The sequence below is a fragment of the Terribacillus aidingensis genome (genome assembly GCF_040703035.1).
Lineage (GTDB): Bacteria > Bacillota > Bacilli > Bacillales > Amphibacillaceae > Terribacillus.
On the sequence record NZ_CP159996.1, the window covers coordinates 2496735 to 2510454 of the forward strand.

The window sequence follows — 13720 nt, forward strand, 5'->3', positions numbered from 1 at the left end:
GGTAGACTTTACACCTATTTGAAAGCGGTGTCAACAACTTACCACAAACTTTTTTTAGAAGTTGAAACCGCTGTCGCACCTGCTTCCAATGCAGAATCCACATCTTCACGGGTCCGAATGAGCCCTCCGGCGATGACCGGGATGCCTACTTGCTCGGATACTTCTTTTATCATATGAGGAATTAACCCCGGCAACACTTCGATAAAGTCCGGCTGTGTTTTCTTGATCAAAGAAAGATTGTGATCCAATGCATGTCCATCAATTAGAAATAATCGCTGAACTGCAGTTATCTTATATTTTTTAGCTGCATTGATGACATTCGTCCGTGTCGATATGACACCATCCGGTTTCAGACGCTGACAGACAAAGTCCATACCCGCATCATCCGTTTTTAATCCCTGTATCAAATCGACATGCAGAAACACCTTCTTACCAGCCTTCTTCGCATATTTGATCTGGGAAGGAAGCTGTGCAATCCTTGTTTCGAGCAGGACCATCATCTGCATATCTTCCCGCTGAAGCAATTCGTCGAAGTCTCTTTCATTACGAGCTGCAGGCAAAATGCGCTGTCCTAAATCCATTCTATTCCTCCTTATAAAACAAGCAGACACACTAAGTTGTCTGCTTGTTCTTGCGTTGTTCTGCTGTATAAATCACTTGCATCGGATTACCGCCGACCATCGCACCAGGAGGCACATCCCGATGGACGAGCGTGGCAGCTGAGACAACCGCTCCGTCTCCTATCGTGACACCTGGCAGTATCGTCGTATTGGCTCCTACCATCACATTATCCCCGATAATGACGTCACCAAGACGGTATTCTGTCGTCAAATACTCATGAGCCAGAATCGTCGTATTATAGCCGATAATCGTATTCTTACCAATCCTGATCCTCTCCGGAAAGAGGAAATCAGGCACGACCATGAGAGCCAGTGCTGTTTCTTTGCCGATATTCATCTTAAGCAATGTCTTATACAGCCAATTTTTCACACCAAGAAAAGGCGTATAGCGGCCAATTTGGATGACGATGAAATTCTTTACTACCTTCCAAAAGGAAACTGTTTTATAAAGCTGCCAAAGTGAATTCGGCCCTTTAACGGGATAGCTTTCCGTTTTGCGCATGTACTTCTTCCTTTACGATATCGAATAAGTCACGGATATCCTCAAGCATATAATCCGGTCCATAAGCCAGCAAAGATTGCTTGCCTTTGATTGACCAAGCCACACCCGCAGTTTTAGTGCCGGCATTTTTACCAGATTCGATGTCATGGTAATTATCTCCGATCATGATCGCTTCCTCTGGCAAGCTGTCGAGCGCCTCCAAACCTTTCATAACCGGTTCTGGATGAGGTTTTGCTTGTTTGATATCATCATACCCGATTACCACATCAAACAATCCGCCAAGCCCGCATACCTGTAGCCCTCGCTTAGCAGTATCGCGCATCTTCGTCGTAACGATACCTAGCTTGAAGCCAGCCTGCTTGAGCTGCTGCAATGTTTCTGCCACATACGGGTAAGCCTCAACGTAAGCATCATGATGCTTCAGATTGTGTTCCCGGTATGCTGCAATCATTTCTTCCGCTCTTACAGGATCGATATTTTCGAACACATCCATCAGCGGAGGACCTATGAACGGAAGAAGTTCTTCCCGCTCATACGTCCGCCCCGTATACTGCTCCAGTGTAGCAGTATACGAAGCTAGAATCAGACTATTAGAATCTATCAGCGTTCCATCAAGGTCAAACAACAATGTCGTGATTGTCATTTCCCACTCGCCTCTCTATTTCTTAATCTTTATAACGAGGTGTATTCGCACCAGGACGTCGGCGGAGAATAACTATAATTATCGCAATGACGATGGCCACGATTGAGACGATTTGCGCTGCACGCAATCCCTCAGCTACAAGACTATCTGTCCGCATTCCTTCGATAAAGTAGCGTCCAAGACTATACCAAGCAAGGTAGAACAAGAACATTTCCCCGCGTTTCAGATTCACTCTGCGAAGGACGAGCAAAATAACGAACCCAAGTATATTCCACAATGATTCATAAAGGAATGTTGGGTGATAAAGAACGCCCTCAATACACATTTGGTTATTGATGAAATCCGGGAGATACTGAATGTAGTTTTGATATGCTTCTGCTGAAACAGGTCCACCGTGCGCTTCCTGGTTCATGAAGTTGCCCCAGCGTCCGATTGCCTGTCCAAGAATTAAACTAGGAGCCGCTATATCCGCCAGCTTCCAGAAGGAAATCTTTTTCACACGGCAGAAAATAATTGCTGTGATGATGGAACCGATCAAGGCACCATGGATGGCGATGCCGCCTTCCCATATTGCAAACACTTTCCAAAACGGACCATCCGCATAGCTTTCCCATTCAAAAACGACGTAATAGATACGTGCCGAAATGATGGCTGCTGGTATCGCAAATACAAGGAAGTCGACGAATGTATCTTTATGTAATCCGCGTTTTTTGGATTCGCGGATAGCAAGCCATAGTCCAAGCGCCGCACCGACTGCGATAATGACGCCATACCAATAAATCGACACTGAACCGAGCTGCAGAAATACCCGGTTAAGCGGTTGTACTTCACACATTTCCATCCGTCATGTCTCCCTCATTATCTTTTCCAGTTTCAATCATTTTGGTAAGACGCTGTGAAAATTCTTCAGCTGCATTCACGCCCATACGCTTCAGACGGAAGTTCATCGCAGCTACTTCGATGATGACTGCCAAGTTACGTCCAGGACGGACTGGTACTGTCATCTTCGGCACATTTACATCCATGATTTTCATCGTGTCTTCATCCAGACCAACTCGATCATATTGTTTCGACTGATCCCATGTTTCCAAGTTGATGACGATGGAAATTTTCTTGTGACTGCGCACTGCACCTGCACCAAACAGTGTCATCACATTGATGATGCCTAGTCCTCGAATCTCCAGTAAATGTTCGATTAAAGACGGGGAATTTCCGATAAGGGTATCATAATCCTCCTGTCGAATTTCAACACTGTCATCTGCAACAAGACGATGTCCGCGCTTGACGAGCTCCAATGCTGTTTCACTCTTACCAACACCACTCTGTCCGGTGATCAGAATACCTATACCGTAAATATCCACCAATACACCATGGACTGCGGTAAACGGCGCAAATTTCGCCTCCAGGAAGTTCGTAATCCGGCTGATGACGCGCGTCGTCTTATGTGGTGAACGTAATATCGGTACACCAGCAGCTTCTGCCGCTTCCTTCATTTCAGGCGGAACTTCCTGGCCTCTTGTGATAATAAGACCAGGCGTCACATCAGAGCATATCTTTTCGAAACGCTCACGCTTTTGCTCGCTTGTCAGTTCCTCAAGGAAAGAAAGCTCTGTCTTCCCGAACAGCTGCAGCCGATCCTTCGGATAATATTTAAAATAACCAGTCAACTCTATACCAGGACGGGAAATATCACTCATGAAAATCTCACGCTGTACGCCTGTATCCCCTGTCAGCAATTCCAGATTGAAACGATCCAATAAATCTTGAATGACCACTTTTGCCATAAGAACCCTCCATCCTAACAATTCTTGTTTATTCTAGCATACTTCCAGAAAAGATAGATACCTAGGCACAAAAAAGCCCTGCAGCTGTTGCCGCAGAGCTTCCTTCAGCTCGTAATCCGATCACGGATGAGCCAATTCAGGATAAGGTTCAGCAATGCCAGGATGATTGCCGCAATGATCGCTGTACCGAATCCCTCGATTATGAAAGTCTCTCCAATGAGACCTTGTGTGATCATTAAAGTTACTGCATTGATAACAAACAAAAACAATCCAAATGTCAAAGCAGTCAACGGCAGCGTCAACACGATCAGCACTGGCCGCACTAGGAGATTAAGCACCGACAAAATGAAACTTGCCAAGATGGCGGTACCAAATCCCTCTAGATAAAAAGAATCGAATATATAGCTGACGATAACCAGTGACACGCTGTTCAGCAATAGCGTCAAAATCCATCTAAGCATAAACTATCTCCATGTTACGGAAGGACCCAGACAGAACCTGTCTTCGTGTTCGCTTCCAGGTGAAGCTTCTCCGTTGCAGCTGGATGCGTTTCGAATTTGAGAGCCTTTTTGACAACTTCCTTCGATTCATCAATGACGATATATTCATCCAAATCACAATGCAGGGATCCGATATTTGTCGTAATCCGTCCATTAAGCGGGATCGCCGCTAAAGATTTCAAGCGAATACTTCCATTGGTGGCCTTGAAGAAGGCACTGTCAGGATCCTCATTATGCCACTCGCAATGGATGCTGCCATTGAACGTTTGCGCATCCAGCTTACGGAAGCTTCCTTCCAGTCGAAGCGAGCCGTTAACGGACTCACACAGAAGATCCTTTGCTGTCACTTGCTTCAGCTTGATACTGCCATTGGAGGTTTCAGCACTGACGATTGAACCGCCTCCTCCTTGCAGATCGATACTTCCATTCGTCGTTTTGCAATATATGTTCGTGCTGCTAACGGAATCTACACGAATCGTGCCATTGAAGGTCTTTACGATACATTCCTCATATACAGCTTCCGGAACGTACAATGTAATTTCAGGTTTGATTCGTTTATCCTGCAGGGAAAACTGCAGCTTGCCATCTGCAATAGCGAAATATGCTTTATCAGTGAACCGTTTCCTTGCTGCTTGCTCATCTTCCTCCTGATAGACCTTCGCTTTCGTCTCTAGCCGTGCCAAAGGCTCATTCCAGCTCTTGACCGTAATCGAGCCATTATAGATTTTCAGCTCCAATTTCGCGAATGTCTCATCTGCTTGGAAAATATGCTCTACCGTATAATGATCGCCGAAATTTAAATCCAGGTCAGCATTCTTTATCTTACTGAAAGCCTGCTGAACATATTGCAGCACTTTCGGACCGACAGTCTTTTTCTTGACTGTCTTGCCCCCGGTACGCTGCGTTTTAGATTCTTCACCTGCCGTCACAAGCTCCTGGACTACCAGTTCCTTCTCTTCGTTGGTATCCTGCTCCTGCAAAGCACCAAAGGCCCGCTCATCAAGAGCCGCAAGCTGCAGTTCTGCTTCCTCGGCTGTGAGCTTCCCCTCTTCCAGCTGTTTCAGAATTCTCTTTCTCTCTGTTCTCATACATAGCCTCCTTTTCACATATACGGATTATATGTTTTCGAAGTTCCAAGTATAGAATGTTTCCTCTTTGAAATGTTCCAGTGCGATGGCTTCCATGTTCTCTTCTGTAAGTTCTGCTCCAGTGACATTTCCAAGCACACCTTGCGCTTGGGATTTATGGCAAAGAATCGTCTTCACTTTCGTTTTTACAAAAGGACGGATATCCTGTACGACGTCAGGTTTTCCTAAGATCTCCTGGTATCCGCGCATAAACGCCTGCGCCCAAACTTTCGGACGGGTACTTTCCTCCATCCGTGACACAGCATCGATCGCAGCTGCACCAAGTGCATTATGATCCGGGTGAACTGCATATTCCGGATAATGCGTGATTACAAGTGTCGGTTTGATTTTCTCAAGCAGCTCTTTCAAATGATCACTGACTTTCGAAAGATCCTCGAATTCCAGCACTTTGTCCCGGTAACCGAGCATCTGCAGTTCCACATCCATCACTTTGCAAGCATCTTGCAATTCCTTCTTCCGAATCTCAGGTAAAGACTCACGAGTCGCAAAAGTTGGATTACCCATATTGCGTCCCATTTCTCCCAATGTACCGCACAAGTATGTAACCGGCACACCTTCCTGTCTGAACTTAGCAATTGTACCAGCAGCTCCGAAAGCTTCGTCGTCCGGATGCGGGAAGATGACTACTACGTGTTTTTCCATGATTATTGCTCCTCCTTAGAACGCTGTCTCGCTTATTTCCAATGAAACCATCAATCGGCCTTCCCGATCATGACCAGCCATGAGCAGACGATTCTTATCATCCAATTCCCACGCATTCAGTCCTTCTGCGTAAACCCAGCCATTGTCTGTTTTCAATCCAACGCGATAGGCCGTTCCAGCACCTTTTATCTTGCCATGCTCATAAGTCATCTGTGCATTCCGGATAAAAGCACCAACATTGTACGCTTTTTCGTTTACATGATTAGCATATGCACCATTTGTCGTTTCCAGATGTATAAACACTTTTTTTCCAGCAAATGCATCTATTTGTTCTTGCACTTCATTCAAATCAATCGGCTTCACCGTAAGTCGCTCCTTCCAAAGCTATATCTAAACAAATATTTTACTACAAATTCCACTGTAATGCTCATCTTGACGTTTTCCTATGTAAAAAGATACAGCGGGCAAAAGCCACGCTGTATCTTTTTAGCGTTCCGCAACATGCGTTGCATACTCTATCTGGCTAGTCGTACGTTCGCGGTCACGCTCAAGAATCGGCTTCAAGTACTTCCCAGTGTAAGATGCAGGCACCTCTGCCACTTCTTCCGGTGTACCAGTCGCTACAATCTCTCCGCCTCGATCCCCGCCTTCAGGACCTAAGTCGATAAGGTAGTCAGCTGTTTTGATAACATCGAGGTTATGTTCGATAACAAGGACGGTATCCCCATTTTCCACAATACGCTCAAGCACTTTCAGCAATCGGGAAATATCATCTACATGCAAGCCGGTTGTCGGCTCATCCAGAATATAGAATGTCTTACCATTACTGCGTTTATGCAATTCACTGGCAAGCTTCACGCGCTGCGCCTCACCGCCGGATAATGTCGTAGCAGGCTGTCCAAGTTTTACATAGCCAAGACCTACATCAGATATCGTCTGTAATTTACGCTTGATTTTCGGGATGTTGGCAAAGAACTCCAATCCCTCTTCAATCGTCATATCCAGTACATCTGCAATACTCTTACCTTTATATTTGATTTCAAGTGTTTCACGGTTATATCGTTTACCGTGACAAACCTCACATGGCACATAAACATCTGGAAGGAAATGCATCTCAATCTTGATGATTCCATCACCGCGGCAAGCTTCACATCGTCCGCCCTTCACGTTAAAGCTGAAACGGCCTTTTTTATAGCCGCGAACCTTTGCAGCGTTCGTGCTGGCATACACATCACGGATATCGTCGAAAGCACCGGTATACGTAGCCGGGTTCGAACGAGGAGTCCGCCCGATTGGAGACTGGTCAATATCGATCACCTTGTCCAGATGCTCCAATCCTTTAATTTCTTTGTGTTTACCAGGTTTTATTTTGCTCCGGTTAAGCTTCTGTGCCAGAGTTTTGTGCAGGATCTCATTGACGAATGTACTTTTACCGGATCCAGAAACACCTGTCACCGCTGTGAACAAACCAAGCGGAATCTTGGCAGATGCTTTCTTCAAGTTATTTTCTTCTGCTCCGATGATTTCAATGGAACGCTCCATATCTGGACTGCGTCGTTCAAAAGGCAGCGGAATGAATTTCTTACCAGATAAATATTGTCCAGTAAGGGACTTTTTATCTTTCATCACCTTTGCAGGTGTTCCCTGACTCGTGATTTGCCCGCCATGTTCACCAGCCCCAGGTCCGACATCAATTAGCCAGTCCGCTTCCATCATCGTGTCCTCATCATGCTCAACTACGACAAGCGTATTGCCAAGATCACGCATTCGTTTCATCGTTTCGATCAGTCTGTCGTTATCACGCTGATGCAGTCCGATGGAAGGTTCATCCAGTACATACAAGACACCAGTTAAAGCTGATCCAATCTGTGTAGCAAGACGGATACGCTGCGCTTCTCCGCCAGACAATGTGCCCGCCGAACGGGAAAGCGTCAAATAATCCAAGCCGACATTATTCAGGAATGTGATCCTGTCTATTATCTCCTTGGTGATCATGAAGGCAATTTGTCTTTCCTTCTCGTTCAATTCAAGGTCCTCCATGAAATGCTTCACTTCAATCACGGATTTGGCTGTAACATTGCTGATATGATGTCCGTTGATAAGAACCGCGAGCGATTCCTCACGCAGGCGGTGACCTTTACATTTCGGACACGGGCGGTTGTTCATATACTTTTCCATCTGTTCACGGATGAAATCGGATGTTGTTTCCCGATACCTCCGAGCAATATTAGTCAGAACACCTTCGAACTCGATATTGCTTTCTCTGACGCGGCCAAAATCATTTTCATAGCGGAAGTGAATCTTGTCCTTCTTCTTACCGTTCATCAGGATATCAAGCTGTCCCTCCGGCAGTTTGTTCACTGGTACATCCATATCGATACCAAAATGGCTGCAGGCAGCTTCCAGAAGCTTCGGATAGTATTGGGAGCTAGTCGGTTCCCATGCAGCAATGGCACCCTCGCGCAGTGTCAAATCCTTATTCGGGATGACAAGATCGGGATCGACCTCTAATTTCGTACCAAGTCCGTCGCAGGACGAGCACGCACCAAAAGGATTGTTGAAAGAAAACATGCGAGGCTCCAGTTCTCCAATAGAGAATCCGCAAATCGGGCAAGCGTGATGCTCACTGAAAAGCAGCTCCTCGACATCCATCACGTCCACGATGACTTTTCCGTCTCCAAGCGCAAGTGCCGTTTCCAAGGAATCTGTCAAACGACCAGTAACACCTTCTTTTATGACAATACGATCGACAACAACCTCGATAGAGTGTTTCTTTGTTTTCTCCAGCTTGATGTCATCATGAATCTCCATCATTTCTCCATCAACACGAAGACGGATATAGCCTTCCGCTTTAAGCTTTTCGAGCACCTTCACATGCTCACCTTTCTTACCGGAGATTACAGGTGCAAGTACCTGCAATCGAGAACGCTCTGGGAATTCCAAAATTCGATCGGCCATCTGTTCCACTGTTTGAGAGCTGATTTCAATACCATGCCTCGGACAAGTCGGACGTCCTACTCTGGCATACAGAAGACGCAGGTAATCATAGATTTCCGTAACGGTTCCGACTGTAGAGCGCGGGTTCTTACTTGTCGTTTTCTGATCGATACTGATAGCTGGCGACAAGCCTTCGATTGAATCCACATCGGGCTTGTCCATCTGGCCAAGGAACTGGCGGGCATATGCAGATAAAGATTCCACATAACGCCGCTGTCCTTCTGCGTAAATGGTATCAAAAGCGAGCGAGGATTTCCCTGAACCTGACAGTCCAGTCAATACGACTAGACTATCCTTTGGTATATCAACATCGATATTTTTTAAGTTATTGGCGCGGGCGCCTCTGACAGAAATATTTTTCTTCGCCACTTTCTTCACCCTTCCACTTTAAGTTCCAATACAAGATCACGAAGCTCGGCAGCGCGCTCGAAATTGAGGTCGCGTGCAGCCTGTTTCATTTCTTTTTCCATCTTGGCTATGACTTGTTCTTTTTCTTTCTTCGTCAGCTTCGTCAAATCCGGTGTATCTTTCTTATTTGTTCCGGACTCTTCGGAACTAATCGTAGCTTTAATGACATCCCGTACTTCCTTCTGAATCGTCCGCGGTGTGATGCCATGCTCTTTATTGTAAGCGATTTGGATTTCACGGCGTCGAGTCGTCTCATCTATTGCTTTTTGCATACTGTCGGTGATTCTATCTGCATACATAATGACATGCCCATTCTCATTACGAGCTGCCCGTCCCATAGTCTGAATCAACGAACGCTCGGATCGCAGGAATCCTTCCTTATCCGCATCAAGGATAGCAACAAGGGAAACTTCTGGAATATCCAATCCCTCTCGAAGCAAGTTGATTCCGATAAGTACATCATACTTCCCAACGCGCAAATCCCGGATTACTTCTATTCGCTCCAGCGTTTTGATTTCTGAATGCAAATAAGCAACTTTAATACCGATATCTTTCAAATAATCGGTTAAATCCTCAGACATTTTCTTCGTGAGTGTCGTGATCAATACACGCTCATTCTTTTCTGTCCGTTTATAAATCTCACTGATAATATCATCAATCTGTCCTTCAATCGGACGGATGTCGATTTCCGGATCAAGCAATCCTGTAGGCCGGATGATCTGCTCGACCATTTCCGGTGTATGTTCGATTTCATAAGGTCCCGGAGTTGCAGAGACATAGACAAGCTGTTCTGTCTTCTTCTCGAATTCATCGAATGTGAGCGGCCGGTTATCCATTGCAGATGGCAGACGGAAGCCGTGGTCTACAAGCACCTTTTTACGCGCTTGGTCACCATTGAACATTCCCCTTATCTGCGGCAGCGTAACATGGGACTCATCGACGACGACAAGGAAGTCGTCCGGGAAGAAGTCCAATAGTGTATACGGCGTAGCACCACGTTCACGGAAGGTAAGCTGAGCCGAGTAGTTTTCAATACCCGAACAAAAGCCCATTTCCCGCATCATTTCCAAATCGTAGTTTGTACGCTGCTCAAGACGCTGTGCTTCCAGCAGTTTGCCTTGCTCCTTGAATACAGCCAGCTGATCCTTGAGCTCTTTCTCTATATTAACGATAGCTTTTTTAAGATTTTCTTCGCGGGTTACGAAGTGGGATGCAGGGAAAATCGCGACATGTTCGCGGTCGCCGATGATTTCGCCTGTCAGCGCATCCACTTCACGGATCCGGTCGATTTCGTCACCAAAGAACTCAAAACGGATACAATGCTCTTCTTTGGAAGCCGGGATGACCTCGACAGAATCGCCGCGTACACGGAAGGTTCCGCGCTGGAAGTCGATATCATTTCGTGCATACTGGATGTCAACTAGATTACGAAGCAGCTCATCCCGATCTTTCTCCATACCGACGCGAACAGACAGCACCTGGCTCTTATATTCCTCCGGGGAACCTAAACCATAGATACAGGACACACTTGCCACAATCAGCACATCATTGCGCTCGAAAAGAGCAGATGTAGCAGAGTGGCGCAGTTTATCGATTTCATCATTGATGCTTGCGTCCTTCTCGATGAAGGTATCAGTCTGCGGTACGTATGCTTCTGGCTGATAATAATCATAATAACTGACGAAATATTCAACTGCATTGTTTGGGAAAAATTCCTTGAACTCACTGTACAGCTGACCCGCCAATGTCTTGTTATGGGCAATGACAAGGGTTGGGCGATTAATTTCCTTCACCATATTTGAAATAGTGAACGTCTTACCGGTACCCGTCGCACCTAGCAATGTCTGATGCCGCTTTTTCTGATGGATACCGTCAACAAGACGGTCAATTGCTCTCGGCTGGTCGCCTTGAGGGCTGTATTTAGATACTAACTCAAACGTTTCCTTTTCCTTCAATGCCAAATTCCTCCGTTCTGTTTGCTATTTTCATCATAGCATAAAATATATAAAAACACGAACAAACATTCGTTTAAAATTCCACATACCTGCTAGTATAGATGTTTACCTAATATACGAAACATAAACAAATAGATAGCAAAAAGCCGCCAAAAATTGACGGCTTTATTATTAGTTAGAAGCTTGGTCGTATTGGTTGACCTCGAATAGATCAATCAAATCGACTTTCGGATTTTTATCCGTGAACCAGCGGAGGGCGAAATCGTTCTTGAACAATGCCAAGTAATCCCCTTCGCGATCCTGTACGAGCAGACTGCGCTCGTCGAATAGGCGTTCATCCACTTGCTCGGCTTTCAGCCAGCGAGGAATGCGTTCTCCCATCGATTCCAATACCACTTCTACATTATACTCGTTTTTCATTCGATATTCGAATACTTCGTACTGAAGCTCTCCGACTGCACCTAAGATATAGCTGTTGTCGCGTTTACCGCGGAACAGCTGGATTGCTCCTTCTTGAACAAGCTGCTCGATACCTTTCTGGAACTGCTTGGCTTTCATAACGTTTTTGGCGGTAACTTTCTTGAACACTTCCGGCGGAAATTGCGGCAGCTCATCAAATTCAAAATTCGCTTTGCCTTCGACGAGTGTGTCCCCGATTCGGTAGATGTTCGGATCGTAAATACCGATAATATCGCCGGCATAAGCTTCTTCGACTGTATCACGGGATGATGCGACGAATTGCTGTGACTGGGAAAGCTTGATCGGCTTAGCTGAACGAGATAAATTGACGCTCATACCACGCTCGAATTTACCTGAGCAGACCCGCAGGAAAGCAATCCGGTCACGGTGAGCCGGGTTCATGTTTGCCTGAATCTTGAAGATGAATCCAGAGAACTCTTCTTTCTCGGGAGACATGATACCTTCTGTCGTGCGGCGGCTGCCCGGCGCAGGTGCAAGATTAACGAATGTATCAAAGAAAGTCTGTACCCCGAATGGTGCAAGTGCACTTCCAAAGAAAACTGGTGTCTGCTTACCAGCAAGCACACGATCCAATGAGAATTGGTCGCCGGCTTCCTCTAAAAGCTCCAGTTCACCTTTCGTATCCTCAAAAGTGGAATTGCCTGTTAAATCGGCATACGCCGGATCGTCCAGCTCATCGTAAGGAATGAATGATTCTTCTTCATTTCCATTAAAGCGGACAAATTGCTTGTTGTATCTATCGAAAATACCTAGGAAACGCTTGCCCATTCCTGCTGGCCAGTTCATTGGATAAGTCTCGATATCCAATACGCTTTCGATTTCCTCTAAAAGCTCCAGCGGCTCGCGGCCTTCCCGGTCAAGCTTGTTGATGAAAGTAAAGATCGGAATACCGCGCATCCGGCAAACTTTGAATAGTTTCAATGTCTGTGCTTCGATCCCTTTTGTCGCATCGATAATCATGACAACACTATCCACAGCCGTCAGCGTCCGGTACGTATCTTCACTGAAATCTTCGTGTCCTGGTGTATCCAGGATATTCACTTGATAATCTTTATATGGGAAATTCATTACAGATGATGTAACGGAAATTCCACGCTGCTTTTCGATTTCCATCCAGTCAGATGTTGCGAATTTGCCTGATTTCTTTCCTTTTACCGTACCTGCAGTACGAATCAAATTCCCGAATACGAGCAATTTCTCAGTCATTGTCGTCTTCCCGGCATCCGGGTGGGAAATGATGGCGAAAGTCTTACGCTTCTGTACTTCTTGTTTTATTTGCATCGGTTCATTACCTACCGTTCTATTATCATTCGTATAGCCTGATTGTCTTTGTGATTGATTTCTTATATCACACTGCGTCAAACCTCATTTCCGCTCCAAAAATCAGTCTTTCTCTACTATACCTAATGTTAGCGCTTTTAGGCAATATCCAACTGACTGGATGTTTTTCATTGACCCACAAGGAGAAAACGCTTTAATATGATACTAATAAGATTTTCATCAAAATTCGATCTATCCCGAGGAGAGACATAATATGCTAAAGAAACTATTCGGTAAGAATATTACGGAAGAAAGTTTTGTAAGCCCTGTCAATGGCAGAGTGGTCCCGCTTGAGGAAGTACCTGATCCAGTGTTTGCCGAAAAGATGATGGGAGACGGTATCGCTATTGAACCGACAGATGAGACAATTGTCAGTCCTATTGATGCAGAAGTCGTTCAAGTGTTTGAAACAAAGCATGCCATCGGCTTGAAAACACAAATGGGGTTGGAGCTGCTCCTTCATATCGGTCTGGATACTGTCAATCTGAAGGGAGAAGGCTTTGAGACTTTTGTCAAAGCAGGCGATAAAGTCTCTGCTGGCGATAAGCTCGTTACCTTCGAAAAAGCATTCATCGAAGCAAATGCGAAAAGCAGCATCACCCCGGTGATCGTCACCAACTACGAAGCAAGCGAGTACACATTGGAAGCACTCTACCCGGAACAAGCTATCGCTGGAGAAACTCAGATATTCCAAGTCAAGAAGAAATAAATTGAAACGGCA

At 45.6% G+C, this 13720-nt stretch carries 13 protein-coding genes; 1 reads left to right on the plus strand and 12 read right to left on the minus strand.

Annotated elements, in window-relative coordinates; translation table 11 throughout:
* Nucleotides 1–38 precede the first annotated feature (38 nt).
* The 12 genes from ABXS78_RS13195 to ABXS78_RS13250 form a co-directional block, all read right to left on the minus strand.
* Nucleotides 39–581, minus strand: coding sequence for a glycerol-3-phosphate responsive antiterminator (locus ABXS78_RS13195; RefSeq protein WP_366247580.1), 543 nt, complete (start codon nucleotides 579–581; stop codon nucleotides 39–41).
* A 31-nt stretch (nucleotides 582–612) separates the two neighbouring features.
* Complete coding sequence (locus tag ABXS78_RS13200) at nucleotides 613–1122, minus strand: acyltransferase (RefSeq protein WP_366247581.1); 510 nt, start codon at nucleotides 1120–1122, stop codon at nucleotides 613–615.
* On the minus strand, nucleotides 1094–1765 hold the full coding sequence (gene ppaX, locus ABXS78_RS13205) for a pyrophosphatase PpaX (RefSeq protein ID WP_366247582.1): 672 nt from the start codon (nucleotides 1763–1765) through the stop codon (nucleotides 1094–1096). The genes ABXS78_RS13200 and ppaX overlap by 29 nt, the downstream gene beginning before the upstream one ends.
* A gap of 22 nt (nucleotides 1766–1787) precedes the next feature.
* Nucleotides 1788–2606, minus strand: a complete 819-nt coding sequence (gene lgt, locus ABXS78_RS13210) for a prolipoprotein diacylglyceryl transferase (protein WP_366247583.1) — start codon at nucleotides 2604–2606, stop codon at nucleotides 1788–1790.
* A complete protein-coding gene (hprK, locus tag ABXS78_RS13215) occupies nucleotides 2593–3549 on the minus strand; it encodes an HPr(Ser) kinase/phosphatase (RefSeq protein ID WP_095224114.1) in 957 nt (318 codons plus the stop codon). The genes lgt and hprK overlap by 14 nt, the downstream gene beginning before the upstream one ends.
* A gap of 104 nt (nucleotides 3550–3653) precedes the next feature.
* The gene (locus tag ABXS78_RS13220) at nucleotides 3654–4010 is read right to left on the minus strand and encodes a phage holin family protein (protein ID WP_095224115.1); all 357 of its coding nucleotides are present in this window, start codon (nucleotides 4008–4010) and stop codon (nucleotides 3654–3656) included.
* Between the two features lie 14 nt (nucleotides 4011–4024).
* Complete coding sequence (locus tag ABXS78_RS13225; RefSeq protein ID WP_366247584.1) at nucleotides 4025–5137, minus strand: DUF4097 family beta strand repeat-containing protein; 1113 nt, start codon at nucleotides 5135–5137, stop codon at nucleotides 4025–4027.
* A gap of 27 nt (nucleotides 5138–5164) precedes the next feature.
* The gene (bshB2, locus tag ABXS78_RS13230) at nucleotides 5165–5839 is read right to left on the minus strand and encodes a bacillithiol biosynthesis deacetylase BshB2 (RefSeq protein ID WP_366247585.1); all 675 of its coding nucleotides are present in this window, start codon (nucleotides 5837–5839) and stop codon (nucleotides 5165–5167) included.
* A 15-nt stretch (nucleotides 5840–5854) separates the two neighbouring features.
* Complete coding sequence (locus ABXS78_RS13235) at nucleotides 5855–6202, minus strand: YojF family protein (RefSeq protein WP_095224118.1); 348 nt, start codon at nucleotides 6200–6202, stop codon at nucleotides 5855–5857.
* 123 nt (nucleotides 6203–6325) lie between these two features.
* Nucleotides 6326–9205, minus strand: coding sequence for an excinuclease ABC subunit UvrA (gene uvrA, locus ABXS78_RS13240; protein ID WP_366247586.1), 2880 nt, complete (start codon nucleotides 9203–9205; stop codon nucleotides 6326–6328).
* A gap of 5 nt (nucleotides 9206–9210) precedes the next feature.
* Nucleotides 9211–11199 (minus strand): excinuclease ABC subunit UvrB, encoded by a 1989-nt coding sequence (gene uvrB / locus ABXS78_RS13245; protein WP_366247587.1) that lies wholly within the window; start codon nucleotides 11197–11199, stop codon nucleotides 9211–9213.
* Nucleotides 11200–11370: 171 nt separating this feature from the next.
* Nucleotides 11371–12960 (minus strand): peptide chain release factor 3, encoded by a 1590-nt coding sequence (locus ABXS78_RS13250; RefSeq protein ID WP_366247588.1) that lies wholly within the window; start codon nucleotides 12958–12960, stop codon nucleotides 11371–11373.
* Between the two features lie 253 nt (nucleotides 12961–13213).
* Here ABXS78_RS13250 and ABXS78_RS13255 point away from each other — a divergent pair, with 253 nt between their 5' ends.
* A complete protein-coding gene (locus ABXS78_RS13255; protein WP_366247589.1) occupies nucleotides 13214–13708 on the plus strand; it encodes a PTS glucose transporter subunit IIA in 495 nt (164 codons plus the stop codon).
* Nucleotides 13709–13720: the final 12 nt, after the last annotated feature.

Excerpts from the sequence above, each read along its gene's own strand:
- ABXS78_RS13195 (WP_366247580.1), bottom strand. The coding sequence starts at position 581 with ATGGATTTAGGACAGCGCATTTTGCCTGCAGCTCGTAATGAAAGAGAC.
- ABXS78_RS13200 (WP_366247581.1), bottom strand. The coding sequence starts at position 1,122 with ATGCGCAAAACGGAAAGCTATCCCGTTAAAGGGCCGAATTCACTTTGG.
- ppaX (WP_366247582.1), bottom strand. The coding sequence starts at position 1,765 with ATGACAATCACGACATTGTTGTTTGACCTTGATGGAACGCTGATAGAT.
- lgt (WP_366247583.1), bottom strand. The coding sequence starts at position 2,606 with ATGGAAATGTGTGAAGTACAACCGCTTAACCGGGTATTTCTGCAGCTC.
- hprK (WP_095224114.1), bottom strand. The coding sequence starts at position 3,549 with ATGGCAAAAGTGGTCATTCAAGATTTATTGGATCGTTTCAATCTGGAA.
- ABXS78_RS13220 (WP_095224115.1), bottom strand. The coding sequence starts at position 4,010 with ATGCTTAGATGGATTTTGACGCTATTGCTGAACAGCGTGTCACTGGTT.
- ABXS78_RS13225 (WP_366247584.1), bottom strand. The coding sequence starts at position 5,137 with ATGAGAACAGAGAGAAAGAGAATTCTGAAACAGCTGGAAGAGGGGAAG.
- bshB2 (WP_366247585.1), bottom strand. The coding sequence starts at position 5,839 with ATGGAAAAACACGTAGTAGTCATCTTCCCGCATCCGGACGACGAAGCT.
- ABXS78_RS13250 (WP_366247588.1), bottom strand. The coding sequence starts at position 12,960 with ATGCAAATAAAACAAGAAGTACAGAAGCGTAAGACTTTCGCCATCATT.
- ABXS78_RS13255 (WP_366247589.1), top strand. The coding sequence starts at position 13,214 with ATGCTAAAGAAACTATTCGGTAAGAATATTACGGAAGAAAGTTTTGTA.